The 24,277-nt window shown below is 44.7% G+C and carries 29 protein-coding genes and 1 pseudogene; 8 read left to right on the top strand and 22 right to left on the bottom strand.

What is annotated here, in order from left to right:
* Nucleotides 1–96: 96 nt before the first annotated feature.
* The 6 genes and pseudogenes from NTX75_14130 to NTX75_14105 form a co-directional block, all read right to left on the bottom strand.
* Complete coding sequence (locus NTX75_14130) at nucleotides 97–1,323, bottom strand: Nramp family divalent metal transporter (GenBank protein MCX5817352.1); 1,227 nt, start codon at nucleotides 1,321–1,323, stop codon at nucleotides 97–99.
* Between the two features lie 167 nt (nucleotides 1,324–1,490).
* Nucleotides 1,491–2,225 (bottom strand): RNA methyltransferase, encoded by a 735-nt coding sequence (locus tag NTX75_14125; protein MCX5817351.1) that lies wholly within the window; start codon nucleotides 2,223–2,225, stop codon nucleotides 1,491–1,493.
* The gene (gene pyrF / locus NTX75_14120; protein MCX5817350.1) at nucleotides 2,209–2,931 is read right to left on the bottom strand and encodes an orotidine-5'-phosphate decarboxylase; all 723 of its coding nucleotides are present in this window, start codon (nucleotides 2,929–2,931) and stop codon (nucleotides 2,209–2,211) included. The genes NTX75_14125 and pyrF overlap by 17 nt, the downstream gene beginning before the upstream one ends.
* A 140-nt stretch (nucleotides 2,932–3,071) precedes the next feature.
* Nucleotides 3,072–3,599, bottom strand: a complete 528-nt coding sequence (gene cobO / locus NTX75_14115; GenBank protein MCX5817349.1) for a cob(I)yrinic acid a,c-diamide adenosyltransferase — start codon at nucleotides 3,597–3,599, stop codon at nucleotides 3,072–3,074.
* Between the two features lie 44 nt (nucleotides 3,600–3,643).
* Nucleotides 3,644–5,059 (bottom strand): annotated as a pseudogene (locus NTX75_14110) (RtcB family protein).
* Between the two features lie 105 nt (nucleotides 5,060–5,164).
* Entirely contained in the window at nucleotides 5,165–5,593 is a 429-nt protein-coding gene (locus tag NTX75_14105; GenBank protein MCX5817348.1) for an archease, read from the bottom strand.
* Between the two features lie 233 nt (nucleotides 5,594–5,826).
* Between NTX75_14105 and panB the strand changes: the two genes are divergently transcribed.
* The 3 genes from panB to NTX75_14090 all read left to right on the top strand — a co-directional run bounded on the left by panB (nucleotide 5,827) and on the right by NTX75_14090 (nucleotide 7,934).
* Entirely contained in the window at nucleotides 5,827–6,612 is a 786-nt protein-coding gene (gene panB, locus NTX75_14100; protein ID MCX5817347.1) for a 3-methyl-2-oxobutanoate hydroxymethyltransferase, read from the top strand.
* Between the two features lie 100 nt (nucleotides 6,613–6,712).
* Nucleotides 6,713–7,564, top strand: a complete 852-nt coding sequence (panC, locus tag NTX75_14095; GenBank protein MCX5817346.1) for a pantoate--beta-alanine ligase — start codon at nucleotides 6,713–6,715, stop codon at nucleotides 7,562–7,564.
* Between the two features lies 1 nt (nucleotide 7,565).
* Nucleotides 7,566–7,934 carry an aspartate 1-decarboxylase gene (locus tag NTX75_14090; protein MCX5817345.1) on the top strand — a complete coding sequence of 123 codons (369 nt, stop codon included), beginning with the start codon at nucleotides 7,566–7,568 and terminating at the stop codon, nucleotides 7,932–7,934.
* Here the strand turns inward: NTX75_14090 and NTX75_14085 are convergent.
* The 3 genes from NTX75_14085 to NTX75_14075 form a co-directional block, all read right to left on the bottom strand.
* Nucleotides 7,927–8,502, bottom strand: a complete 576-nt coding sequence (locus NTX75_14085) for a flavin reductase family protein (GenBank protein ID MCX5817344.1) — start codon at nucleotides 8,500–8,502, stop codon at nucleotides 7,927–7,929. The two genes, NTX75_14090 and NTX75_14085, sit on opposite strands and share 8 nt — an antisense overlap.
* A gap of 59 nt (nucleotides 8,503–8,561) precedes the next feature.
* Nucleotides 8,562–8,741, bottom strand: coding sequence for a hypothetical protein (locus NTX75_14080; protein ID MCX5817343.1), 180 nt, complete (start codon nucleotides 8,739–8,741; stop codon nucleotides 8,562–8,564).
* A gap of 92 nt (nucleotides 8,742–8,833) precedes the next feature.
* Nucleotides 8,834–10,021 carry an MFS transporter gene (locus tag NTX75_14075; protein MCX5817342.1) on the bottom strand — a complete coding sequence of 396 codons (1,188 nt, stop codon included), beginning with the start codon at nucleotides 10,019–10,021 and terminating at the stop codon, nucleotides 8,834–8,836.
* A 319-nt stretch (nucleotides 10,022–10,340) separates the two neighbouring features.
* Between NTX75_14075 and NTX75_14070 the strand changes: the two genes are divergently transcribed.
* Together NTX75_14070 and NTX75_14065 are read left to right on the top strand one after the other, a co-directional pair.
* A complete protein-coding gene (locus tag NTX75_14070; GenBank protein ID MCX5817341.1) occupies nucleotides 10,341–12,089 on the top strand; it encodes a 2-oxoacid:acceptor oxidoreductase subunit alpha in 1,749 nt (582 codons plus the stop codon).
* Nucleotides 12,073–12,936, top strand: a complete 864-nt coding sequence (locus NTX75_14065; protein MCX5817340.1) for a 2-oxoacid:ferredoxin oxidoreductase subunit beta — start codon at nucleotides 12,073–12,075, stop codon at nucleotides 12,934–12,936. The genes NTX75_14070 and NTX75_14065 overlap by 17 nt, the downstream gene beginning before the upstream one ends.
* A 247-nt stretch (nucleotides 12,937–13,183) precedes the next feature.
* Here the strand turns inward: NTX75_14065 and NTX75_14060 are convergent, their stop codons facing one another.
* Nucleotides 13,184–13,858, bottom strand: coding sequence for a hypothetical protein (locus NTX75_14060; protein ID MCX5817339.1), 675 nt, complete (start codon nucleotides 13,856–13,858; stop codon nucleotides 13,184–13,186).
* Between the two features lie 269 nt (nucleotides 13,859–14,127).
* Between NTX75_14060 and NTX75_14055 the strand changes: the two genes are divergently transcribed.
* Both NTX75_14055 and NTX75_14050 read left to right on the top strand, forming a co-directional pair.
* Nucleotides 14,128–14,820 (top strand): flavin reductase, encoded by a 693-nt coding sequence (locus tag NTX75_14055; protein ID MCX5817338.1) that lies wholly within the window; start codon nucleotides 14,128–14,130, stop codon nucleotides 14,818–14,820.
* Nucleotides 14,821–14,827: 7 nt separating this feature from the next.
* Complete coding sequence (locus NTX75_14050; GenBank protein ID MCX5817337.1) at nucleotides 14,828–15,715, top strand: phosphoribosylaminoimidazolesuccinocarboxamide synthase; 888 nt, start codon at nucleotides 14,828–14,830, stop codon at nucleotides 15,713–15,715.
* 206 nt (nucleotides 15,716–15,921) lie between these two features.
* Here the strand turns inward: NTX75_14050 and NTX75_14045 are convergent, their stop codons facing one another.
* From NTX75_14045 to NTX75_13995, 11 genes are all read right to left on the bottom strand, one after another.
* Nucleotides 15,922–16,197 carry a hypothetical protein gene (locus tag NTX75_14045; GenBank protein ID MCX5817336.1) on the bottom strand — a complete coding sequence of 92 codons (276 nt, stop codon included), beginning with the start codon at nucleotides 16,195–16,197 and terminating at the stop codon, nucleotides 15,922–15,924.
* A gap of 328 nt (nucleotides 16,198–16,525) precedes the next feature.
* Nucleotides 16,526–17,194, bottom strand: a complete 669-nt coding sequence (locus NTX75_14040) for a TMEM175 family protein (protein MCX5817335.1) — start codon at nucleotides 17,192–17,194, stop codon at nucleotides 16,526–16,528.
* Nucleotides 17,195–17,742: 548 nt separating this feature from the next.
* Nucleotides 17,743–18,678 (bottom strand): hypothetical protein, encoded by a 936-nt coding sequence (locus NTX75_14035; protein MCX5817334.1) that lies wholly within the window; start codon nucleotides 18,676–18,678, stop codon nucleotides 17,743–17,745.
* Nucleotides 18,665–19,234 carry a ParB/RepB/Spo0J family partition protein gene (locus NTX75_14030; protein ID MCX5817333.1) on the bottom strand — a complete coding sequence of 190 codons (570 nt, stop codon included), beginning with the start codon at nucleotides 19,232–19,234 and terminating at the stop codon, nucleotides 18,665–18,667. Before NTX75_14030 ends, NTX75_14035 begins: the two co-directional genes overlap by 14 nt.
* Before the next feature lie 264 nt (nucleotides 19,235–19,498).
* The gene (locus tag NTX75_14025) at nucleotides 19,499–19,627 is read right to left on the bottom strand and encodes a hypothetical protein (GenBank protein ID MCX5817332.1); all 129 of its coding nucleotides are present in this window, start codon (nucleotides 19,625–19,627) and stop codon (nucleotides 19,499–19,501) included.
* A gap of 22 nt (nucleotides 19,628–19,649) precedes the next feature.
* Complete coding sequence (locus tag NTX75_14020; GenBank protein ID MCX5817331.1) at nucleotides 19,650–20,654, bottom strand: thioredoxin domain-containing protein; 1,005 nt, start codon at nucleotides 20,652–20,654, stop codon at nucleotides 19,650–19,652.
* Complete coding sequence (locus NTX75_14015; protein ID MCX5817330.1) at nucleotides 20,651–20,842, bottom strand: hypothetical protein; 192 nt, start codon at nucleotides 20,840–20,842, stop codon at nucleotides 20,651–20,653. Before NTX75_14015 ends, NTX75_14020 begins: the two co-directional genes overlap by 4 nt.
* A 30-nt stretch (nucleotides 20,843–20,872) precedes the next feature.
* Nucleotides 20,873–21,100, bottom strand: coding sequence for a thioredoxin family protein (locus tag NTX75_14010; protein ID MCX5817329.1), 228 nt, complete (start codon nucleotides 21,098–21,100; stop codon nucleotides 20,873–20,875).
* A 38-nt stretch (nucleotides 21,101–21,138) separates the two neighbouring features.
* Nucleotides 21,139–22,086, bottom strand: coding sequence for a permease (locus NTX75_14005; protein MCX5817328.1), 948 nt, complete (start codon nucleotides 22,084–22,086; stop codon nucleotides 21,139–21,141).
* Between the two features lie 42 nt (nucleotides 22,087–22,128).
* The gene (locus tag NTX75_14000) at nucleotides 22,129–22,449 is read right to left on the bottom strand and encodes a metalloregulator ArsR/SmtB family transcription factor (protein ID MCX5817327.1); all 321 of its coding nucleotides are present in this window, start codon (nucleotides 22,447–22,449) and stop codon (nucleotides 22,129–22,131) included.
* Nucleotides 22,450–22,505: 56 nt separating this feature from the next.
* Nucleotides 22,506–22,757 carry a hypothetical protein gene (locus NTX75_13995; protein MCX5817326.1) on the bottom strand — a complete coding sequence of 84 codons (252 nt, stop codon included), beginning with the start codon at nucleotides 22,755–22,757 and terminating at the stop codon, nucleotides 22,506–22,508.
* Nucleotides 22,758–22,910: 153 nt separating this feature from the next.
* On the opposite strand from NTX75_13995, the gene NTX75_13990 reads away from it, so the two are divergent.
* Nucleotides 22,911–23,060 carry a hypothetical protein gene (locus tag NTX75_13990; protein ID MCX5817325.1) on the top strand — a complete coding sequence of 50 codons (150 nt, stop codon included), beginning with the start codon at nucleotides 22,911–22,913 and terminating at the stop codon, nucleotides 23,058–23,060.
* 86 nt (nucleotides 23,061–23,146) lie between these two features.
* Here the strand turns inward: NTX75_13990 and NTX75_13985 are convergent.
* Nucleotides 23,147–24,277, bottom strand: a 1,131-nt coding sequence (locus tag NTX75_13985; GenBank protein ID MCX5817324.1) for a hypothetical protein, incomplete at its 5' end; no start/stop codon positions are given.

Here is a 24,277-nt window from a genome sequence, read left to right as displayed (position 1 = left end):
TCACAAGGATTTACATAGTTAAGTTATAGTATAAATGTGAAAAAGTCAACGAACATAATAATGAACGTAGGCTTATCCCGCAAGGCAGGACTGCGGCTACCGAAAAACACCAATAATTGTGTTGTAAAGGAGTATAACACTCAAGACAATCAACATGAGTGTGCTGAAATAGGATACTATGTTTACCCACATGGAATTCTTGTACTCCCCCATAAGCTCCTTGTTATTAATGAGTTGCAGCATATATATCAATATGACCGGCAGAAGCAGACAGTTTATTATCTGTGAAAACCACATGACCTTTATAAGGGGCAAATTCGGTATCAGAACGATTGCAACAGCTATTACAAGGATGGAGGTAAAAATAAAACTGAATTGAGGGGCCTCCTTAAAGCTCTTGCCTACACCTGCCTCCCACCCCATTGCTTCACATATGTAGTAAGTCGTTACTAACGGGAGGATGCATGCTGAAAACAATGATGCATTCGCCAGACCAACGGCAAAGAGGATATAGGCATATTTCCCGGCCAACGGCTTCAATGAGAGGGCAGCTTCTTCTGCCGAATCTATCTTGATGCCTGCCGGAAAGAGCGTTGCTCCACACGCAACGATAATAAAATATGCAACGACCCCCATCATAATTGACCCGAAAATGACGTCAAACCTTGCTGCCCAGAGGTCCTTCTCGTTCAATCCCTTCTCAACCACAACGGACTGGAGATAAAACTGCTGCCACGGGGTAATAGATGTACCGATAATGCTCACAATGATAATCAGATAATCCATATTCCATTGAATAGAGGGGGTCACCGTCTTGATCATCACTTCATTCCAGTCAGGCTTCGCCAGAAATGCCGAAAAAATGTACGTTAGATATATCAAGCAAACAAAAAGAAATATCTTTTCAAATATGCTGTAATTCCACCTTCGCACTAAATACCATACAAAAAAAGCCCCCAATGGCACAGAAACGTATTTACTTATGCTGAATAACTCCATGCTCGCTGCCCACCCTGAAAACTCAGCCATAGTATTCCCAAGGTTCGTAAAAAAAAGACATACCATGACCCAGAAGGCAGTTTTTATGCCATAATTCTCACGTATAAGATCGGCGAGACCCTTGCCGGTCACAACCCCCATCCTTGACGACATCTCCTGATATATAATAAGAAGAAATATGGTGGGGATTAAAGTCCACAGCAGGTTATATCCATACCGCGCCCCTGCAATAGAGTAAATAGCAATACCACCGGCATCATTATCGATGTTTGAGGTGATAATCGCAGGCCCTATAAGGGAAAGTAATATAATCAACTTTCTCATAGCAAACATGCCCACTTATACCACAGAAACGAGGCAAATTCCAATATTGAACATCCAAATTCCGCACTCCCTCAGAATGTGTGAAAGAAGGTATAATATCACAAAATATCAGTGACGTGAAATATTTCCCCAAGGAATAAGAGAATGGCCAATTGGGGGGGGTTCTTCTATTTGATGTTCGCCTTTGAGTTTTGTCTCACCACCTCATAGACAGAGATGGCAAAGCAGGTGGCTACGTTGAGGGACGGAAAGGCTTCTTTTGTCGGGATTTTTGCTATGGCATCGCATTTCTCTTTTGTGAGTCTCCTTAACCCTTCTTCACTGCCAAATACCAGACAGATGCGTCCTTTTAAGTCTATATCAAAGAGGGGGGCTTCACTGTCCTCATCAAGGCCATAACAAAAGACGCCCGCATCCTTCATCTCATCGATATACCGTGCAAGGTTAACCACTTTAACAATCCTGATATGCTCAATACCACCCTTCGAAATATTAACAACGGTATCTGTGATCCCGCATGACCGGTCCTTGGGAATAATGATGGCGTCCACGCCCATACATGCAGCGCTTCGTATGATGTTTCCGAGGTTCTGAGGGTCATAGATTCCGTCAAAGGCACACAGGGTGTTTGCCTTTCCCTGTCTTATCTCATTGAGTAACACATCCTGGTCAGTATAAAGCATGCCTTCCTTTTCAAGGACAATATGTGATTTGGTGTCTCTGAATTTCCTCAGAAACGCATCTCCCGGGATAATCTTGAACGGTACGCCCTGTCTTTTCGACTCCTTGATGACCTCCTGGGATACTCCTTCGAAGCCTTTTTCTATCCAGAGCCTGCGCACATATTCAGGATTATTACGGATAACATCAAGGATGCTGCTTTTATCAATGAGATAGGGCATTGTCGATATCTTTATAGATTTTTTCAAAAAGCGCGTGCGGATTTTCGCTGTCCCTGACTGCCCTGCCGAGGACAATGTACGTTGCGCCTCTAAGAATAGCCTCTTTTGGCGTTATTGTCCGCTTCTGGTCATCTTTCCTGTCGTCCAGCCTAATCCCTGGCATTACAATAATAAAGTCATTTCCGCACAGTTCCCGTATCATCTCTATCTCGCTTCCCCCGGCAACCACACCGTCAAGGCCTGCCTCTTTTGCAAGGAGCGCAAGATTCTTTGTTAATTGGTTTACCGTTATATTGATACCCATCCCTGCAAGCGTTTCATCATCCATACTCGTGAGAACAGTAACACCTATAATTTTTGGCCTCTGGAGTTGCAGTTTCTTTGCAGTATTCACCAGGGCTGCTTTTGCATCCCTCATCATGGCCAGGCCGCCCATGGTATGAACGTTGAACATATCGACCCCGAGTTTTGCTGCCTCTATGGCTGCTTTCGAGACGGTATTGGGTATATCGTGGTATTTAAGGTCTAAAAAGACCTTCGAATTTTTCATGTTAATAAAATCTACGATTTTTGGACCGCAATGGGTAAACAATTGTTTGCCCACCTTGAACATGCCCACATGCTCCCTGTATTCCATAACAAGCTTCTGGGCTTCTTCAAAGTGTTCTACATCGAGGGCAAAGATTAGTTTTTCTTTTGGGTCCATGTTTCCTCCTGATACATAATATACAAAAATGTGTTGCTATATTCAATTAGCGATAAATTTTTTTACTCTTTTTTTGTCAAGATGTAAAGATGCCTTTTAAAGATTTTTAACTTACTTATCCCGTTTATCGGGGCAAGGTTTCAATAATCAATACCGATTGCTGGCTTCGCCCCGGCTTTGAATATATGTTTTATCTCCTTCATTTCTGTAACAATATCAGCTAACTCTAAGAGTTCTGCCGGTGCGTCCCTTCCGGTGATAATTACGTGGAGAGCGCTGTCTTTTTTCCGGAGAAAATCCGTAACCTTTCTTATTGGAAAAAGATCGAGGCTGAGCGCTACATTGAGTTCATCGAGAACAAGTATATTGTATTTCTTTGTTTCAAGCATCTCTTCCATAAAAAACCAGGCCTTTTCAATTATTTCCATCTGTGGTCTCGGATCATCTCCGTGGAATATGAAACCCATCCCGAAGGGATATATCTCTATATTTTTGATAAGTGACGGGCATACGCTCTGTTCGCCTGATTTCCCATCTTCCTTTATGAACTGAATCATAAGGGTATTCATGCCGCGACCGCTTGCACGGAGCGCAATCCCCAGAGCTGCCGTGGTTTTGCCCTTGCCATCACCAGTGAAAACGACAATAAGGCCTTTTTCCTTTTTCATAGAGCCTCCTCAAAAATCGTGAAACGTGATGCGTAACGGGCTGCTCAGCCTTTAATGGCTCCAAGAGGTATTATTTTTGCAACGAGTTTTGCAATTCCCGCATCATGAACTACCTGTACGACCTTTGATACATCCTTGTATGCTTCGGGCATCTCTTCTGCAAGCGTTGCCTTGCTGGCGGCCCGGACATAAATCCCTTTTGATTCGAGCTCTTTTGAAACAGGACGGCCTTTTGACACCCTGATCGCCTGACTCCTGCTCATCACGCGGCCTGCGCCATGGCATGTGCTGCCGAAGGTTTCATTCATAGCGTGTTCTGTCCCGCAAAGTACATATGATGCCCTCGCCATATCGCCGGGGATAAGGACGGGTTGACCAACTGACATATACCTTTGAGGTATTGCAGGGCTGCCTGCTGCAAATGCCCTTGTAGCCCCTTTCCGGTGGACACAGAGGGTTGTTTCCTCTGTTTTGCCTTTTTCAATGGTTTTGTGTTTCTCGATCTTTGCAATGTTATGGCATACATCATAGACAAGGGAGAGACCGAGCTTGCCGGAACTCATTCCGAACATATGCTCAAAGGTTTCCCTCACCCAGTGCGTTATCATCTGTCTGTTTGCAAATGCATAATTTGCGGCAGAGGCCATGGCCGAAAGGTATCTCTGTCCTTCCGGCGACGCAATCGGCGCACAGCACAACTGCCTGTCGGCAAGATATATGCCATATTTCTCCGATGCCTTTAACATTTCCCTGATATAATCATCGCAGACTTGGTATCCAAGCCCGCGAGAGCCGGTGTGTATCATAACGGTTATCTGATCTTCGAAAAGACCAAAGGCTTCAGCGGCATTTCTATCATAAATTTCAACAACATATCCAATCTCGACAAAATGGTTTCCCGAACCGAGAGTTCCAAGCTGGTCTTTCCCCCGTTCAAAAGCCCTGTCAGATACGTTATCAGGCATGGCATTCTGAATCTGGCCGCCGTCTTCGATGAACTGAATATCTTCCTGTGTGCCAAATCCGTTCTCAACGGCCCAGCGTGCCCCTTTCACGAGCACCCTTTTTAATTCATCCTTTGGAAGTTTGAAGTCCTTTCTGTGAGAACCTACACCGCTTGGGATATTCCTATAGAAACTGTCAATAATTTCAGGTATTTTGTCTCTTATTTCCTGAACGCTCAGCACGGAGCGCAAAAGCCTGACACCTCAATTGATGTCATATCCGACACCACCCGGAGAAATAATACCCTTTTCCATGTCGAAAGCCGCCACCCCTCCGATAGGAAAACCATATCCCCAGTGAATATCAGGCATTGCCATTGATGCTTTTACAATCCCGGGGAGAGATGCCACATTCTCCACCTGCTTTATGCTCTCATCGGTACCCATTATCTGAAGGAGTTCTTCGTTGACATAGACTATACCATCAACATTCATCCGGTCGTGTCTTTCCACCATATAACGATTGTCATCTATTTTTTTCAGATATTCCCTTGTCTTTTCCATATATACGTTTCTTTATTTTTAACCCATAACCCATCACGCTTTATGCATCACGGATTTTTACACATCCATTATAATCCTTGCCTTGAAACCATTTTTATTCTGTGTGATTGAAAATCCATGATAGGTAACGGCCTTTACCTCCTGCTTTGCTGTATGTTTGGCAGGGTCAAATATTCCCCCTATTACAGTGCCTGTAAGCCTGTTGTTATCTATCTTTAAAGCATATTCTTTTGGGATGAACCCTTCCACGTCCCACATATACAGAAGTTCATTGAGGAAAACGATGAGTGTTTCGCCGTTCCCGTTTGTGTCGAACCTTTTCCCCTTCTCGGGCTGTACATCCTTTGCATCAACAATCAACGAGAAAAGTCCCGTAACGGCATTGATAAAAAGCTCTTCCAGCGATTTTCCATATACCTCTAATCCAATATCGGCTTCATGATCGATGATGTTGTATTTTTGCTCTTCCGGTTTGTTTTTTTTCAAATTCACCTATCCGTCTTCATAATCTGTTTGATCACATCTTTCTGTTTCATTATACCACCACGTTCTTCTAAAAAGGGGAAATTTTGATAAAAAAATAGTTGACATTCAAAACAATCTCTGTTTCAATACTTGCACAAACCGCTTGGATCCAGCATCTGGACCGGGACGGAAGGAGATGGATTATTAGCCTTCTGAACTCTGTTCGGAAGGCTTTTTTTATTAAGGGGGCTTATATGGAGAAGATAACTGTACCGGTTGTAAGGGCAAGAAAAGGTAAAGAAAAACTCACCATGCTCACCGCTTACGATTATGTTTTTGCAAACATCATGGACAATGCCGGTATAGATATGATCCTTGTCGGTGATTCCGTTGGCTCGGTTTTACTCGGTTATCCGAACACAATCCCTGTTACTGTAGAGGAAATGATTCACCATACCAAACCTGTTGTGAAAGGCGCAAAAAAGGCGCTTATTGTCATCGATATGCCCTTTATGTCATACCATGAGAGCATAGAACAGGCGAAACGGAATGCAGGAAGAATGATAAAAGAGAGTGGCGCTGAGGCTGTAAAGCTTGAAGGCGGCAAAAGGATGAAGGAAGTTATTAAAGCTATCTCTGATATTGACATACCCGTTATGGGTCATATCGGACTCACCCCTCAGTCTGTACACAGCATGGGCGGCTACAAGGTTCAAAAAGAGGAAGAGCGACTCATGGAGGACGCGAAGGCGGTGGAAGAAGCAGGCGCTTTTGCCATTGTTCTCGAATGTGTACCGAGGGATATTTCAAAAAAGATTACCGAAACGCTCAGCATCCCAACGATAGGAATCGGCGCAGGCCCCGATTGCGATGGACAGGTGCTTGTCATCCATGACCTGCTCGGTCTTCTCGGCGACTTCAGACCCAAGTTTGTAAAAACATATCTTAACTTAAGGGCAGATATGGATAAGGCGATAAAGGGCTATATTGAGGAGGTTAAAGGGGGCACATTCCCTGATGATAGCCATTCCTTTCATTAGTAAGTTAAAATTGTTTTCTGCATTTTTTTGGCAGAAAACAATTTTGTAAACTTTCTTATCTCGTTTATCGGGGTTAGAAAATAAGTGCAAGGTTTTTATTATGCTAATAATAGAGACAGTAAAAGACATGCAGCAAGCAGCCGAGACCCTGCGAAGGGGAGGGAAAAAGATCGGCTTCGTTCCCACTATGGGCTACCTCCACGAAGGCCATCTCGCCCTCGTAAGAAAGGCGCGGGAATTGAGCGATATCGTCGTAGTAAGCATATTCGTCAATCCTACACAATTTGGTCCAAACGAGGACCTTGATAAATATCCCAGGAACATGGAGAGAGACAAGAGCCTTCTCGAACAGGAAAAGACCGACATTATCTTCTTCCCCGACAGAAAAGCGATGTATCCCGACAGGTATTCCACCTATATCCAGGTAAGAGATCTGGAAAACCACCTCTGCGGTCTCTCGCGAAAGGGGCATTTTGTGGGTGTGGCAACAGTCGTTGCAAAGCTTTTTAATATCGTGAAACCCCATTATGCTATTTTTGGACAGAAGGACTACCAGCAGTTAAAAATCATTGAGAGAATGGTAAAAGATCTTAATATGGACCTTGAAATTGTACCCGCCCCCACGGTAAGGGAAGATGGCGGCCTTGCTATGAGCTCCCGGAATGCCTACCTGAGCCCCGAAGAACGTGAAAAAGGGCTCCTTATCTATGCATCCATGAAAAAGGTAGAGGAACTCTTTAAAGATGGAGAGAGAGATGTGGCAGTACTCAGAAAAGAAGCAGAAAAGATTTTGAGTTCCAGAGATGGAATCGATATTGAATATGTAAGTATATCCGATGCCGAGACCTTGACGGAGCTTGTTCATATACACAACAACAAAGCAGTCCTTGCTATTGCCTGCAGGCTGGGCAAAACAAGGCTCATCGACAACACAATTTTGACGGAGGCTTAATATGTTTAAAACGATGATGAAATCAAAAATCCACAGAGCGAGAGTCACTGAAGGCAATCTTCAATACGAAGGAAGCATCACTATAGACGGAGCGCTAATGGAACAGGCAGATATAATACCGTATGAACAGGTCCAGATATACAACGTAACAAACGGCGAGCGTTTTACCACATATGCCATCAAGGGTGAAAGGGATTCGGGCGTCATGTGTGTAAATGGTGCGGCAGCCCACAAGGCAAGGAAGGATGACATTATTATCATTGCGACTTATGCAAGCTATGATGAAAAAGAGCTGGCCACCTTTGAACCGAAAAAGGTGTATGTGGATGAACAGAACAGGTCAAAAAACCTGTTAAGATTAGTCAATTAATTCCGAGCTTCTTTCCTATGGAGAATGTTTTCCCAAGGTATTGACCGATTCCGAAATACTTGCGGACCCCGGGGGCAAAGATAATCGGTTTTACCTTTTCTACGTCGATGTTTCCATCGTCCCCGATTATCGATTCATCAGCCTTGGTATCAAGGATTTCACCGATGAACTGGGTATGGAGCCCGAGTTCAATAGTATGAATAAGCTTGCACTCAAGAATAAACGGAAATTCTGCAATATAAGGGGCGTCTACGAGGTCACTCTTTACAGGGGTCATGCCTGTTCTGGCAAATTTATCCACCTTCCTGCCTGAAGCAATCCCGAAGTAATCCACCTCTTTTACATGCACCTCAGAAGGTACATTGATAGTAAAAGCCTTTCGCTCAACAATATTTCCATATGTATATGTGGCCTTTCTTAAAGAAACCCCTATACAGGGTGGTTGTGAACAGCAAATCCCGCACCATGCCGCCGTTGCCGCATTCGGTTTTCCGTTTTTATCATATGTCCCCACCACAAAGGCGGGGGCCGGATATACAACTGCCTTTGTCCCTACAGGCACTTTCATGATTATCCTCCTTTATTGAATGTTCAAACAGCTTAAACCGCCCGAACTACTTGAACGGTTCACCTGGAGTCGTCTATCACCTTTCCATCGGGTGAAAGCTCCGGGAGCTCGCTAAGATATATGCAGAGATGTTCCGTACTGTAAAGTGGTTGGTCAGGGTTAACGATGATTAAATTGTCAGGTGTTTTTATGGTTGTTGATGTGGTTTCAGGTGAGCCAACAGTCATTTTATCTGCCATATTTACATAATACCATTCTGACTTTCTTTTAGACAATGGAAATGTTGAGAAAAACAGTGAACGATTCGCAAAACGACAAAGATACGGAATGATCAGTCTCTTTTGAGGGAGGCAATTGCATCTCTGAGACGCCACAAAAGCCACAATCCAGGCAATGCGGTGAAGGTCGTGAGGAGGAAAAACATTGCCCACCCTATTGATTCAATGACATACCCTGATGTAGGGGAAACAAAGACCCTGCCGAGGGCCGAAAGGGATGATAATAATGCAAATTGGGTAGCGCTGTAACGCTGGTTGCAGAGGGCCATAAGAAGCGCCACAAAAGCTGCTGTCCCCATACCGCCGGAAAGATTCTCAAATGCCACGGCAAAGACCATCACTCCATAATTTTTTCCTGTCCAGGCAAGGACCATAAAGGTGAGATTGGAAACCATCTGCAACATTCCAAAGACCATGAGTGAACGGTAAAGGCCAAGCTTCACCATGAGGGTACCACCAAACAGCGCCCCAACGATGGTTGCAACAAGACCCATGCCCTTGTTAATCGTACCGACTTCTGTAGCTGAAAAGCCCACACCCCTCAATAAAAATGTTGTGGTCATGGTTCCCGCATAGGCATCACCCAATTTGTACAGTATAATAAGCAGGAGCATAGCCATGGCCGAAGGGCGTGCAATAAAATCCTTGAGTGGCCCCCATATCGCCTCTTCAAGGCTTTTCGGCGGCATTACTTTTTTATCAGGCTCCTGCCCGAAGATAGTTCCGGCCATGCCAAACACCATGAGCATCGCCATTATCAGATATGTATTCTGCCAGCCTATCTGGTCAGACATGATGAGCGCCAGTGCCCCGGCAACAAGCATTGCGATGCGGTAACCGGTTACAAATGTGGCAGCCCCAAGGCCCCTTTCTGCCTCGCGAAGAACGTCAGTCCTGTAAGCATCAACAACAATATCCTGGGAGGCAGAAACAAAGGCAACACACATTGCAAGGACTGCAAGCATTAAAGGCGCATATTGAGGGGAAATAAGGCCCATGATGGCAATGCCAAGGAGGAGGCATATTTGCGTGAGGATCATCCAGCCGCGCCGCCGGCCAAGCCATGGAGGCGCAAAACGGTCCATAAGGGGAGACCAGAGAAATTTCAGTGTATAGGGCAGCCCCACGAGTGAGAAAATACCTATAGTACGTAAATCAACGCCTGTCATGGTAAGCCACGCCTGCAGCGTTCCACCTGTCAGTGGCAGGGGCAGTCCTGAAGAAAAGCCCAGGATGAGCATAACGGCGATGTTGCGACTGGTGAAAATCTTAAAGTAAGAAAGTTTTGAGTTCTGACCCTCGATAGAGTTGTTCGAGGGCATGGTTTTGAGTTTTGAGTTTTTTTGATCCTGGCTCGCGTCCATTGCGTGGACAGTTTACCAGATTGTCTTATCGGGACACAATTATTTTAGATATTTATTCGCTTTCGTGTCAAAACCCTTGGCGGGATTCAGATCGATTTCGTTGAATCGGTCTTCAATTATTGAATGCTCTTCATTCCACATAAAACTTGATGTTTTTAGTTTCCCAATTGTATAATGGACAGACAGGAGGCGCCTTCTGGACTATACGATCAAAATCGGCGGTGAGGCAGGACAGGGCATACAGACGATCGGCGATGCCCTTGCAAAGGCCTTTTCACGTTCAGGGTATTATGTATTTTCTCATCAGGACTATGAATCACGTGTCAGGGGCGGACACAATTTCTATCAGATAAGGTTGTCGGATAGACCGATTTCAGCATCCAGAATAAAGGTAGACATCCTCGTTGCCCTCGACAAAGAAAGCATCGTACGTCATGAAGGGGAATTGTCTGATGCCGGAATAATTGTCTATGACTCATCAACACTTAAAGAGAAGTTTGAAAAACCCTGCTTTCTGGATATCCCTTTTGTTCAGCTTGCCAACGAAAGCGGCGGCGACAGAATCATGTCAAATACTGTTGCCACGGGCGCAGTCCTCGGTATGCTTGGTTTAAGCATCAAGCCGCTCCACGATATCCTGAAGGATGAACTCAAGAAAAAGGGCGATAAAGTTCTCAATATCAATGAAATAGCCGCCGTTGCAGGTAGGGATTTTGCCCAGACGCATTGCCTTCGTTGCTCCTTTGCCGTATCACCACTCTCATCAGCAAAGATGCTCATGGGTGTTCACGATGGGGTAGGGTTGGGCGCTATTGCTTCGGGGTGTAAATTCTATTCAGCGTACCCCATGACGCCGTCCACCGGCATCATGCTCTACATGGCCGCTCACGCCAAAGAATATGGGATCATTGTCGAGCAGGCAGAAGATGAGATTTCAGCTATCAACATGGCGCTCGGCGCATCATATGCAGGCGTGAGGTCCATGACAGGCTCCTCAGGGGGAGGCTTTGCCCTCATGGTGGAAGGACTTTCTCTTGCTGCAATAACGGAAACCCCCATTGTTATAGCTCTTGCCCAGAGACCGGGACCTGCTACGGGGCTTCCGACCCGCACCGAGCAGGCAGACTTATTATTTGCCCTCCACGCCGGGCACGGTGAATTTCCAAGGCTTATATTCGCACCGGGAACACCGGAACAGGCCTTCAATCTTACCAACAAGGCCTTTGAACTCTCCCAGAAATACCAGATTCCGGCATTAATACTCACAGACCAGTATCTTTCGGATGTCCAGTGGACATTGGATGGGCTTCATACGGATAAGCTCATCTATAATGATTATCGGCTGAGAGGCAATGCATTCGCCGGGCTGAACGAATACAAACGTCATGCCTATACCGGCGATGGCGTTTCACCCTTCGGCGTGCCTGGTGAGTCACAACACGTTGTCGTAACAGACAGCGACGAGCACAATGAAGAGGGGCATCTCGTCGAAGATGCAGAGACACGCATTAAAATGATGCATAAAAGGCTTTTTAAAAAAATATCCTTCATAAGAGATGAGATAGGCCCTCCGCTTTTTTATGGGAACAGCGAGCCCGATATAGTTATTGTTGGTTGGGGCTCCACATACGGGGTCATGAAAGAGGCAGTAGATATGCTGTCGAAAACGAAAAATATCGCCATGCTCCACTTCAGCGAAATCTATCCGCTGCCCTCCTCTATACCCCTACCCGGACGGGAGAAGGAAAATGGAAGGATGAATTTTCTCGAAATCCTCCGCAATGCGCAAAAAACAATCTGTATCGAACAGAACGCTACAGGCCAGTTTGCACGTCTTTTAAAGGTTGAAACAGGCTATGAATTTGATGCAGCAATCAACCGGTATGACGGAAGACCCTTCCTTCTGGAAGAGCTGACAGGAGAACTTAATGCCCACATTGGATGATTATAAAGGACAAACACCGGCATGGTGCCCGGGGTGCGGCAATTTTTCAATTCTTAAGGCCTTTAAAGAGGCATTCGTTGAAATGGGTATTGAGCCGCATCAGTTCATTATCGTTTCCGGTATAGGACAATCCGGAAAATTTCCCCATTACCTGAAATGCAATACCTTTAATGGCCTCCACGGAAGATCTCTCCCGGTTGCCACAGGAATCAGCCTTGTCAACCACGAGATCCTCATCGTAGCTGAAGCCGGTGACGGGGATTGCTATGGCGAAGGGGGGAACCACCTCATCAATGCCATGAGGCGAAATATCAATGTAAAACGCTTTGTCCATAATAACCAGATATACGGACTCACAAAAGGACAAGCGTCTCCCACCAGCATGGAGGGCATGATAACAAAAAACCAGCCTTTCGGGGTGCTTTCAGAGCAATTTAATCCGATGGCCTTTGCAATAGCCCTTGATTGCAGCTTTGCGGCAAGGGGGTATGTCGGTGATCACGAACATTTAAAAGGTCTTATCAAGGAAGCGGTGAATCACAAAGGATTTTCGCTGGTGGATATACTGCAACCCTGTGTCACCTTCAATAAGACAAACACCTATGAATGGTACGGCCAGAGGGTTTACAAGATTGAATCCGGCTATAATCCGGAAAACAGGGTAGAGGCATTTCAAAAGGCCCTTGAGTGGGGCGACAGAATCCCCATCGGGGTAATTTACAGGAATAGCAGACCTACCTTAGAAGAGAGGATTCCCGTAATCAAGGAGAAACCACTCGTCAAACAAGCCATAGATTTTACAGTGATGAAAAACGCCGTACAGGAAACGTTAAAAGAATACTATTAAACCCGGATTTATCATTAGAATCACTATCGGTGTCGTATAATCCCTCGCAAACACGCTCATTCCGCTCCGGCGGTTCCATTCACTCGCGTTCGGCTTCGGAACTTTTGCATACGCAAAAGACCGAGCTTCCTTGCCTCACGACGGTTTGCTCCGGGATACCCCGACACCTTCCCAATGACAGATTTGGGTTAAAATGTTACTGTGCAGTTGCGTCGGGCGGGATGCTCAGCCTGCTGAAGTTTTGATCTCATGAAATCCTGAAAATGTAATAAATTCGCTTCACTACCTCCCCCAGAACCGTACTCATGCCTACATGTGATTTCCACCAGTTGTCTTTCCTCAAACCACCTTCAACAGGTTTACAGGTAACTTCGATCCCCTTCTTTTTTCCTGCAATTGTGTAGACATCGCAACTCCTCCTGCTGTGATGCCAGGGGGAAACAAGAATCATCGAACGATATCCCTGAGCAGCGAGCGCCTCCATTACAGCGAAGGCTGTATTCCATGTCACAGGGTCTTTAAGCTCCATAGGGATCCGTTTCACCGCTTTTGGGTCAATACCATCACTTTTAAAATAGAGATCAAGCATCTCGTGGTAATAATAGGGAATCTCCAGGTCGGTCATTGAACTTGCATGAGAAGGCAGATATTCCACAAAAAACAGGTGTTTGCCAATGCCTTGTGATTGCAGGTCCAGCGAAGTCCTGACGAGTGACCCATGTGGATATTTCCATGCTTCAATTAATATTGCATCTGCCTGGCGGGCCGTATCCCTTGCTGTTATAAATGATATGGCACAATTTGACCAGAAATTCCTGGTCAGGAATACCAGAAACAGTAAGAACAGCCCCACGACCAGCTTACCGAACCAGGTCAGCCTCCATGAAGTTTTCCGCTGAATAAAGCAATGGTGAATTTTCATAAGATAAAAATGTTACTACAGATGGCAGATGATTGCTAATTAAAATTATCTATTATTGGGGCTTGCGCCTGTCCCCGTAAGGGGGTCGCCCCCTCCAGCAGCCAAGCCGCCCGATCCTCCCCCTCTCGCTCACTGTGTGAGCTGTATAGCCGGATCAGGGTTTCAGTATAATAGATACACTTTTAACATGAAATAGTTTATAATTGGCTGGTATTTTTCACAAATACGACGGCAAAACAAATAAAGACACATTGAAGAGGAGGAGCTGAATGAACTTAAAGGCTATCCAGAAAATATGTTACGGCCTATATGTGATAAGCTCTAAAAGAGGTGATAACATAAACGGTCAGATTGCAAACACTGCCTTTCAGATTACCTCTGACCCGCCAACGATGGCGATCAGTATCAATAAACAGAATTTTACACATGAATATATTCAGGAAAGCAAGGTTTTCTCTGTCTCAATCCTGTCAAAGGAAGCACCCATGACTCTGATTGGAAACTTTGGTTTTAAATCCGGCAGGGATATAGACAAGTTTAAAGAGGTAAAATTCAGGATTGGCGTCACCGGATCGCCTATAGTGCTTGATTATACAGTGGGATATCTGGATTGTGAAGTTGTGGGCAGTACCGATGTGGGGACTCATACGGTTTTTATAGGAAAGATTGTTGATTGTGACAACTTAAGCGATGCCGAGCCCATGACGTATGCATACTATCACCAGGTCAAAGGCGGTAAGTCTCCAAAGACAGCGCCAACCTATATCAAAGAAGAGGAACCAAAGGAAAAGACCCCTGCAGCCGGTAAATACAGATGTAAAGTATGCGGGTATGTGTATGACCCTGCAAATGGCGACCCCGATTCGGGCATCAAACCGGGCACCCCGTTCGAGGAACTCCCGGATAACTGGTTATGTCCTATATGCAGCGCGCCAAAAAGCGAGTTTGATAAAGAGGAGTAATCATACTATGAACAACGCGCTACGAGAGACAAACCTTACAGATATCGGGCAACTAAAACGCGGCAAGGTCCGGGATGTCTATGACCTGGGCGATAAACTCCTCATAGTTGCTACCGACAGGCTATCAGCCTTTGATGTTGTATTGCCTACCGGTATCCCGGATAAAGGAAAGGTATTAACAAAACTTTCCGTCTTCTGGTTCGAACAGATGGAAGACATCATAAAGAATCATTTGCTGGAAGTTGATGCCGGGAAATTCCCTGAGCCGCTGAGACAATACAGCGACTTCCTGAAAGACAGGAGCATGCTGGTGAAAAAGACTAAAGTCATTCCCGTGGAGTGCGTCGTAAGGGGATATCTTGCAGGTTCCGGATGGAAGGATTATTGCGAAACAGGAAACATTTGTGGCATCCAGTTAAAGAGTGGTCTCCTTGAATCTTCGAAACTGGAAAAGCCAGTTTTTACCCCAACTACAAAGGCCGATGAAGGACACGACATGAGTGTGACCTTTGATCAACTTGTCCGTTCAACAGGCGAAGAACTTGCCACAAAACTTATGGATTTAAGCATACGCATTTATGAAAAGGCATGCATTATTGCTGAGAAAAGGGGTATTATCATTGCGGATACCAAATTTGAATTCGGCGTATTCAATGGAGAAATCATTATAATCGACGAGATGCTCACCCCTGATTCTTCAAGGTTTTGGTCTATGGAGCATTATAAGCCCGGAGCGCCCCAGGACAGTTACGATAAGCAGATTGTAAGGGATTATCTGAACACCCTTGACTGGAACAAACAATATCCCGGTCCGGAATTGCCGGCGGAGATTGCTCAAAAAACCAGAGCACGTTATATAGAGATATTGGAAATCTTAACGGGTCAGGGATTGTAAATCTGTTTCTCTGGTTTATTTGGTTTTCAACAAAACAAGCAAAAGAAACCGGAAAAAGCTACCTCCTGGTAATCGGTGGTTGTTTGCTGGACCAATGTGTCTTCGTTTAAATAGGTCGTAATTTTTTCTTTTTTGAATTAAGCAATTTCTTCACTTCGCGATCAAAGTCGGATTCAATTACGCGGTCTTGAATATCGCGGTACTTTTCATATTCGCTTTCGGCTAATGCCACCACCTTTGGCAGTTATTTCCAAAATGGAAATAACTGAATCTTCCTGTATCTCCCAGCTTTCAAAGATATTTTTGAGGTGCTTGTTTATCGCCGGTATGCCAACGTCAAAAAGGTCAGCCATTCTTTTTTGAGTCAGCCACAAATTTTCATCACGCAAAAATATCTCCACTTTAACCTTGCCGTTTGGCGTAGTGTAGAGCAGAAACTCTGTAAACGTGTTTTGTTTTGCAATCTGTTTATTCTTTTTCATGTTTTATACCCCCATTGGAGCAAGGGGACGGGGCGTTTTTTAAAAAGTAGGAAACTGTTTGACGTTCCCCTTGGAAAAGCAAAAGGGGTCTTGCAATGACACATTTGGTAGCGATTGTCCCGCCTTCGGCAGGATTAAACCGTACGGATTGCCGATTTCGGATTGTGGAATAGTGAACAGTTAACAGCTAACAGTTGAAGACATTTTATCAAGCTCATTATTATTCCCCCGTTCGGGGACAGGACTCTTTGCCATATCTTCAAATGCTTGATATTTTTAATTTTATCTGCCACATCGAAGATAAAATGTATGTTTTGCATCATTAACCTTATTCAGATTGGATGGTATTGGCCCGTTTTGTCCTTCTGCATTCCCACAATTTACTTATTGCAAATATTGCAAAGGGGGCGATCAAAAAGGGCATTTCCCACCAGAAAGTACTGATGAGGGCGCCGCCAAAAGATAGAAGCGCCGCAACGGGCTGAACAAGAGATTCCACAATGAGTTCCTCAACAGTACCGGGGCTGATGGAGCGGTCAACAAGACGGTCATCCCGTGTCGCGTAAAGCCAGTCGATGCAGAAGAGCAAGCCAATAACAAAGACAATAGCGCTATAGAAAATGTGGACAGAAAAGGATTGATAAAAAACAACATTGAGGGCATTGGAGTAAGGCAGGAGACCCACGAACATGAGGGTAAGCAAAGTAAGCCAAATATGGACGCCATCGGATCGTCTGAAATGCTTACTCTGGTTGTGGTTAAAGAACCAGTAAAAGGCTATATTCAGAAATGTAATTATGTATACGGCTACTGTGTCAAGTTGGCCAAAAATATACTTCTTTATATTTTCTTCGGTGGGCTTCATACCCTCCGTTGGCTTTTCAATGAAAATGACGAGCAGAATCAGTGCCAGGGCAAAGATACAGTCCGTAAGGGTCTGAAGACGCCTGAGGGATATTTTTGAAGCAACGTTGATTTCTTTGCTGTCTGCGTTCATCGTTCCTTTAATTGACTGATAGGAATTTGCTTTTCATCATGCTATATGAATAACAAAAGAAAAACAGATTATCAATATGAACGTGCCGATTTTATGGCTAAAAACCCGACAATATCTACCAAAAAAAACAATATATAATTGGGTGTTGATTACCAATTATAATGTCGTATATCTGGCGTAGGTTCTAAAAACTGGCTTTCGGGAAGGAGGCGAGCTGGTGTGGATGTCACCTTCCCCCATCCCATTTTCATCGTCCCGCCTTCGGCAGGATTAAACCGTACGGATTGTGGATTGTCCCTCCGTACGGTTTAATCCCGACAGCGGAGGGATAATTGCCATCCTAATCTCATCGGAGAGCTTCAAAAGTGAAATCATGTTAAACATGAAGGGGGGTGTGATAGTGTAAGTGCATAAAATGTTATAAGTCACTTCCGAATAATCTTACAGTTACTTAAATAAGAGAGTATTTAATCTTATTATCAAAGGGTATTTGATTTTGTATTTTGAGCGAAAAAAATTTGACCTTCTTAAATTTGTTAGTAAGGTTTTTATAAATATTCCTTCAAAAGCTCAACACAATTGCAGTCACGGAGTTTAACATCAGGGCGTTGAATTATTCCTGTACTTGTTAAATAAGTTATGATATCCCTCTTTTCTTTTTCTGTTATTTCGAATGCAGTACCAAAGACCTTTGACCCAGCATTTATAGACTCTGGGAGTCCTATAGCTTTCATATTAATTTTATCATAGCCAAACCCAAGAAAATAAATTAATTCTGCTTGGCCAATTGCCGCTCTTATGTATTCAATTTCTGTATCAGTTCTTTCAAAGATTACTTTTATTCTGTCTTTAATACTATGAATATCATTATATTTATATGTGGAGCCATATTGTTTATTTCCACCCTGCCATGGTAGATCATCAACTTGACCATAGACATGGTAAATCGGGATTTTATTTATTTGCTCTATTATTTCTGAATCCGATATCTTGTAATAGAGGCTTTTGAGGCGACTGAAGAGATAATACTCCAGTGATCTATCATAATTAAATGTAATAAAAGTTATCTTATTTACTCCAAACCATTTGTAGGCTTCACCAGTTGTAAAAGTATCAATCATTTTATTATATAAATAAAAATACCAGTTATCTTCGAGATTATCCCGAAAAATGTCAGTCTTCTCGGCATCCAATATAAGCATCGCGATTGCCATTTTACCTATGTCAGAAAATTCAGGGTTTATTGCAAGAAAACGGTCAATAGACTTAATATCTGACTCTCTAAATGCTGTGGCAAGTTTGATGCTTTCGTGAACCTCTGTAAAAGGGTTATTATCGTCAATAATGATATTACCAGTAAGAAGGTTGTTTAATTTTGTTGCATATTCTGAGCATATTCTACGCCTTAATTCGGCTCCGGTTGGATACCCATAAGAACTACTTGCACCAGCTCCTAAAATAAATACAGTATTATTCGTTATCACATTTTACCTCATCAAACAAAAGTTGCCTATATATAAACAGCGTAGACATTGACTTTCCGGTGATTTCTACCATTGCTCCAACCGTTGGAGCAACTTGATCTGACAGATCCTCGGGCCTCCGCTTGTAGCTTACCAAGTCACTCATAAAGCTATCCACGGTGTACCCCTTATCAGGGAGTTTCGCCTGGATATATGCGAGTATTCCCTTGGCCTGATCCATGGGATTGAAGTCTTCCCGCTGGAGGTTCTCTGTTAACTGATAGGCAAGGATTTCATCCTTCTGGGTGATCATATTGACGGTAAGTGCCGGGATGGATGCCAGTTCCAGCTTCTGTGCAGCCTGATAACGCCTTTCCCCGTAGGGGAGCAGGTATTTGCCGTCTTTTGGTGTTACAAGGACAGGCTCCAAGATGCCCCGGTCTTTAATGGATTCCATGAGGGTCTTAAAAGACTCTCCCTCCGTATCAATCCCTGAGCGAATCTGTTCTTCCACTATAATGCTTTTCAGAGGCAGGTACATGAATTCCGGACTACCACTCTTTTCCTGTTCGGTCATGCTTTATCCTCCTTGTTCACTGCAAATTCCAATAATCAACACCCGCAAGCGGGTACCCGAAATTCCAAACTGTTCCTGCCTGTGCCTTGGACGAGGCAGACAGGTATGATTTGGAAGATTGGTTATTTGCCTCTTCCCCCTTCAGTCTCCCCCATTTTTTAAGACAACTTTGTGCCTCATTCACAAGCGGAAGCGAGATTTGGACAACTGGAAATATTTGGGCGACAGGCCGTTAAGAGCAGGCGCCTTTGCGTATTCACAACATTACTTCGGGTACTGGATGGTTACGGGTTCTTTACCCCCTTCTCTTGGGACAACAACACATGCTGTTGAACATGCATACATGAAAATGCCCATAGCGAATAGCAGCAAAATTATAATCAGTGTTTTCATAATGATACCTCTATTTCCTCCATCATTTTTTTGCCTTTTTCACCGATTCCCGTTTTAAACGTTCGAGCGCATCAGTAATTTCCGGTCCACCTGCGATCTTTTCTGTCCTTCCATCCTGCTCAATCACACAGGTTGGTGTTGCATTAATCTTGTCGTTTTTTAAATAGCCATTGAAAATATCAATGGTTGGTTGGATGTCGAAGGCCTTAAATCTGATGCCCTTTCCATTCAGATATGCCTCCAGCTTCGATGCATCAGAGATCTTCTCAAGGGAAGCGCCGATCAGTAGAGACCGCGATAGGAGAGCGAATTCAAACTCATTTTTTTCGTTCAGGATGTAGAGAAAGTAACGGGCATAGAGGGCAGAAGACTTATAGATAGGTGTATCAACAAAAGTAAGATTAATTATGTTCTTTTTCACCAATTCGGCAAGGATGGGTTCAATCTTCGGCTCCATGGCCCTGCAGGGCGGACAGAAGTAATCCGTATAGATCCTCACTTTAACGGCGCCTGTCCCGAACGAAGGAACAAGCGTATCCGCTGCATATAAGGGGGTGGCAGAACCTTTGAAGAACATAGCGAAAAGCATAAGAGTCAGGACTGCGCAGAAAATTGCAATTTTTGACAATGTTTTACGAATATTCAGAAAAAACAGAACCACAATTACACCTCCAAATGCAAGACAGTATGTGCAGTACGTATTGTACCACACCTGGAAGCCTATAAGATACACTTCAACCCCAATTCCCGCAGAAAGAGCAATGAGCAGGAGAAGGTCTTTTTTTATAATGCTTAAGAATATAATCAGAGCCATAAAGGCAATGCCGATGTATTGCAGATCAATACCAAATAGTCTCCCGCGAAGATAAGAGCATTCACCTCCGCAGATACTGTAGTAGACCTCCAAAGCTACTGCTGCACAAGCAAGTATTACATTCAGGACGTATCTTTTCGATTGTGCCCATTTCCAGACAGTTTGACAGATGTTTTGTCTCTGTTCTTTGCTGGATGAAAGCGTCCCTTTCATAGTTTTGCTGTGACGGAACCCAGCACGGAGCCGGTCTCCTCCTCCAGTTTACTGAAGTCATGGCTCTTCGTGACGCCCAGTTCAATCATTACATTGTTCGAAATCTGACCCACATTCGATCCGCCTGAACAGGCGAGAATGAGCGTTTTCACGTTCCCGCTGCAACAAACATCCTTTTCTTCCAGCATGGTTTTCCTCCTCGTTCTTGACCCCTGTTTTTATAGTAGTTTCTTAATCTCTTCTACGGAAAGCACTCTGCCGACGCTTTTTACTTTGCCGTCGATTGCAATGGCAGGGGTTTGCATAACGCCATAACTCATGATCTCTTTGATATCCGTTACCTTAACGATCTCACATTCCGTCCCTTTCGCTTTCACCGCTTCCTCTGCGTTCTTGGCAAGCTTCATGCAGTTCTGGCAGCCAGATCCTAAAATTTGAATCTTCATGAAAGTGTAACCTCCTCATATATATTTTTCACAGCTCATTATAAAATAGCGTTGAATAAGTAGCCAACAATAATAATCGCTACGGCAACAATCCCGGTAAAGATAGCCAGGAGCTTTGGTTTGATAACATTGCGAAGGATAATCAGCTCTGGCGCAGATATGGCAACAATGGACATCATGAAGGCAAGCGCTGTGCCCATGGGCAAACCTTTTCCAACCAGCGCCTGGACAATGGGGATGGTGCCGGCGGCATTCGAATAAAGGGGAACGCCTAAAAGCACCGCTACAACCACAGCAAAAGGGTTGCCCGGTCCTGCATATTTCAATACGAAATCCATGGGGACATAGCCATGGATTAGGGCCCCAAAGCCGATTCCCAAAACAACAAAAATCCACACCTTCTTCAGGATGTCTTTTGTATAGCCCCGGGCATATTCAATCCGCTCCTTCCACGTGGGAACAGCCATCTCGCATTCGCCCATCTTGATCTGATACACATATTCTTCTACGAGGTGTTCCAGTTTTAATTTCCCTATGACAATACCCCCGAAGAAGGCAACGGCAATGCCTGTAGCGGTATAAAGGAGGGCAATCTTCCATCCGAAGAGACCCCAGAGCATGACCAGTGCAACCTCGTTTACGGCAGGCGATGAAATGAGAAAGGAAAAGGTCACCCCCAGGGGCAGTCCTGATTCAATAAAGCCGATGAACATCGGCACCGCAGAACAGGAACAGAAGGGTGTGACAATACCAAGCAAAGCAGCAAGAAAGTTTCCCACATATTCCCGGTGATGACCGAGGAGCTTGCGGGCACGTTCAGGAGGAAAGAAACTCCGAATGACTGCAACGACGAATATGATAGTGATCAAAAGCAGAAAAACCTTGGCGGTGTCATAAAAAAAGAAATTAAGGGTGTCCCCTAATCGTGTCCCCGGTTGAATCCCTATCAATGTGTAAACCAGACTGTCAGCCAAATATTTCAGCATGAAATGCACCTCTTAACTTGCGCTTTGCGAGAAAACCATCCTCTATCTTTTGCATAAACAAGCCTGCTGTCTCTTTACGGTATTTTCAATCACTGCCGTAACGCAACCAAAAAAATCCGTTATGCACGGTACTTCCAGCTTGTAGATCATGTCAGACCCGCTTTTTTTCGATGACACAATCCCTGACTCTTTTAATACGAGGAGGTGCTTTGAAACGGTCGATTTATCGGATTCGAACATTTCATTAATCTTCGAAAAGGACAATTCACCTTCCTTGAGCACCTCAATAATCATCAACCTGACCGGGTGAGACATGGCCTTAATAATTCTACTCCTTATTTCTGCTTCTTCGAAGGTTATCATAATGGTTTATCCTCTAATTTTATTATTGGTAAAAATACCAACGTGCCAACAATTTGTCAAGAGGAAAAATTAAAATTCATAACGTATAATTCATAACTGCCTTCTTCGTCTCGCCCACTCCCCCGCTTTTCAGCGGGGTTGTTTGAGGCCGCAGGGAACACAGCGCGGCCAGGGCCGCAACCAAAACAAACCATTGGCAGGTCTTCGGGCCTCCGGTTGTAGCTTGCCAGCACACTCACAACCCCCGTCCACACCACACCCCTTTTTTTACAAATTGCCCCAAAAAACAGCACTTTAGCCATTTCCATACATAAAACTCCTTACTTCAATGGGTTGGTTTGGTCCGGCCCCAATCTTGGGGACTCGAAAGCGGCTACAGCAAGGCGCCAGTTCTCTACTCTACCCAATAACCCCACCGTTTCTTTCACTTTCACTTGGTATATAGCTCTATGAGGTCCACCATGTTCCTCATGTCGGTGCTTCATGCACTCAATAAACAGAGGGGGAAAGAGCCTCTTGAATCCGTCTTCAAAAACATTCTCGGCAAGATCGCAGAAAACCCTGAGGTTGATGTTGCCTCACTGATACTGCCTCTTCAAAAGCAAGCGTGAAGAAAACTGAGGAGTTACCGGTTAAGATGAGAGATAAAAAAAAGGGAGGCGTTTTAGCCTCCCTTTTGATACTGTTCTGTCGGATCTTAGAAGAAGTAAAATGCGCCGATCCTTACATTGTCAACTTTGCCTTGTGAGTCGAGATTGCCGGCAGCAACTGCGCCGTTTACTGCATCAGCACCATATCCGCCGTAACCGGTCATATTGCGTGAATATTCAAGACCGAGCCTTATTGCAGGGTTTACATCCCACATTATGTTTACAAGGTACATCTGGTTGGTCTTGACTACGGCGTTATTACCTATGGTTTGGTCTTTTGGATAACTGGGCAAATTGTTTGAACGGGTCGAATAAATACCGTTTACATATACTACATCGGTAAAGTAGTATGTCAGACCGCCCCAACCACCGTATGTTACGGGTGTAAATATGTTTCTTGTGCCGTTTGCTGTGGCGCCTGTCTGATAAGGGTTAGCGCTCGCGTTCAAATATACCGTGTTGGTGGGTAGCTGGCCATAGAACATAGCGCCTGATAATGCAAATGCGCCAGCCTTATTGCCCTTCTTCTCGGGAATGATTGGTATAAAGCCCTTTAATGCCATCATCCAGGTATTCACCTTCTCATCTGTCCATCTTGTCCCGCTGGTGTCTAACCAAGTGACTTTTTCCTGGCCGTAGAAACCGCCTAAGGCTAACTCTGTCAGCCAGGGGCCGATCTTACCGCAACTGTCGGTCCGCCATTTAAATTCACCCATGTAGTGGGGCATAAGCGACCGCGCACTGTCATTCTGTGCAGATGCAGTAGAAGAGGCGGCGCCCGGGTTACCCGTCGTGTTATATTCGGAATAGATACCGATGAAGCCCGAAAAGTTCTTGTTCCATTTGTGTGTCCACCTGACCTGAGGCTGCCTTGCGCCCTTCATGACGTCGGTAAGCTCGTTAAAAGCAAGGGTACCAAGGATAGGGCCGCTGAATAATGCGCCCCATTCATTCCATGTCTGTCCCATGAGCAACTGGTCCTGTGTCCAGTTAAATTCCATGAAAGCATGACGTAATTCAAATACGCCAGCAGTCTGGCCGATACTTGCGCCCCTGAAGTCACCTTCGATGAATGCGCCTGTCTTTGCGCCCCATGCGTCAGGGCCCTTGACGAGCATGTTCAGCCTTGTCTCACCGGAATAGAAATACGTGTTACCGTATTCGTTAATCCTGTTCTG

This window comes from Pseudomonadota bacterium, from assembly GCA_026388315.1.
GTDB lineage: Bacteria > Desulfobacterota > Syntrophorhabdia > Syntrophorhabdales > Syntrophorhabdaceae > MWEV01.
Note: the sequence above shows the minus strand (reverse complement) of the source record. Positions and strands in the feature narration are given on the sequence as shown.

Bases quoted from the DNA above. Each gene is read 5' to 3' on its own strand.
- panB (MCX5817347.1), top strand. From the start codon at position 5,827: ATGGAGAAGATAACTGTACCGGTTGTAAGGGCAAGAAAAGGTAAAGAA.
- NTX75_14055 (MCX5817338.1), top strand. From the start codon at position 14,128: ATGAACTTAAAGGCTATCCAGAAAATATGTTACGGCCTATATGTGATA.
- NTX75_14045 (MCX5817336.1), bottom strand. From the start codon at position 16,197: ATGAAAAAGAATAAACAGATTGCAAAACAAAACACGTTTACAGAGTTT.
- NTX75_14050 (MCX5817337.1), top strand. From the start codon at position 14,828: ATGAACAACGCGCTACGAGAGACAAACCTTACAGATATCGGGCAACTA.
- NTX75_14020 (MCX5817331.1), bottom strand. From the start codon at position 20,654: ATGAAAGGGACGCTTTCATCCAGCAAAGAACAGAGACAAAACATCTGT.
- NTX75_13990 (MCX5817325.1), top strand. From the start codon at position 22,911: ATGTTCCTCATGTCGGTGCTTCATGCACTCAATAAACAGAGGGGGAAA.
- NTX75_14025 (MCX5817332.1), bottom strand. From the start codon at position 19,627: ATGAAAACACTGATTATAATTTTGCTGCTATTCGCTATGGGCATTTTC.
- NTX75_14060 (MCX5817339.1), bottom strand. From the start codon at position 13,858: ATGAAAATTCACCATTGCTTTATTCAGCGGAAAACTTCATGGAGGCTG.
- NTX75_14040 (MCX5817335.1), bottom strand. From the start codon at position 17,194: ATGAACGCAGACAGCAAAGAAATCAACGTTGCTTCAAAAATATCCCTC.
- NTX75_14005 (MCX5817328.1), bottom strand. From the start codon at position 22,086: ATGCTGAAATATTTGGCTGACAGTCTGGTTTACACATTGATAGGGATT.
- cobO (MCX5817349.1), bottom strand. From the start codon at position 3,599: ATGAAAAAGGAAAAAGGCCTTATTGTCGTTTTCACTGGTGATGGCAAG.
- pyrF (MCX5817350.1), bottom strand. From the start codon at position 2,931: ATGGACCCAAAAGAAAAACTAATCTTTGCCCTCGATGTAGAACACTTT.
- NTX75_14015 (MCX5817330.1), bottom strand. From the start codon at position 20,842: ATGCTGGAAGAAAAGGATGTTTGTTGCAGCGGGAACGTGAAAACGCTC.
- NTX75_14085 (MCX5817344.1), bottom strand. From the start codon at position 8,502: ATGAAAGTGCCTGTAGGGACAAAGGCAGTTGTATATCCGGCCCCCGCC.
- panC (MCX5817346.1), top strand. From the start codon at position 6,713: ATGCTAATAATAGAGACAGTAAAAGACATGCAGCAAGCAGCCGAGACC.
- NTX75_14080 (MCX5817343.1), bottom strand. From the start codon at position 8,741: ATGGCAGATAAAATGACTGTTGGCTCACCTGAAACCACATCAACAACC.
- NTX75_14090 (MCX5817345.1), top strand. From the start codon at position 7,566: ATGTTTAAAACGATGATGAAATCAAAAATCCACAGAGCGAGAGTCACT.
- NTX75_14130 (MCX5817352.1), bottom strand. From the start codon at position 1,323: ATGAGAAAGTTGATTATATTACTTTCCCTTATAGGGCCTGCGATTATC.
- NTX75_14065 (MCX5817340.1), top strand. From the start codon at position 12,073: ATGCCCACATTGGATGATTATAAAGGACAAACACCGGCATGGTGCCCG.
- NTX75_14125 (MCX5817351.1), bottom strand. From the start codon at position 2,225: ATGCCCTATCTCATTGATAAAAGCAGCATCCTTGATGTTATCCGTAAT.
- NTX75_14030 (MCX5817333.1), bottom strand. From the start codon at position 19,234: ATGACCGAACAGGAAAAGAGTGGTAGTCCGGAATTCATGTACCTGCCT.
- NTX75_14075 (MCX5817342.1), bottom strand. From the start codon at position 10,021: ATGCTCATCCTGGGCTTTTCTTCAGGACTGCCCCTGCCACTGACAGGT.
- NTX75_14000 (MCX5817327.1), bottom strand. From the start codon at position 22,449: ATGATAACCTTCGAAGAAGCAGAAATAAGGAGTAGAATTATTAAGGCC.
- NTX75_14010 (MCX5817329.1), bottom strand. From the start codon at position 21,100: ATGAAGATTCAAATTTTAGGATCTGGCTGCCAGAACTGCATGAAGCTT.
- NTX75_13995 (MCX5817326.1), bottom strand. From the start codon at position 22,757: ATGGAAATGGCTAAAGTGCTGTTTTTTGGGGCAATTTGTAAAAAAAGG.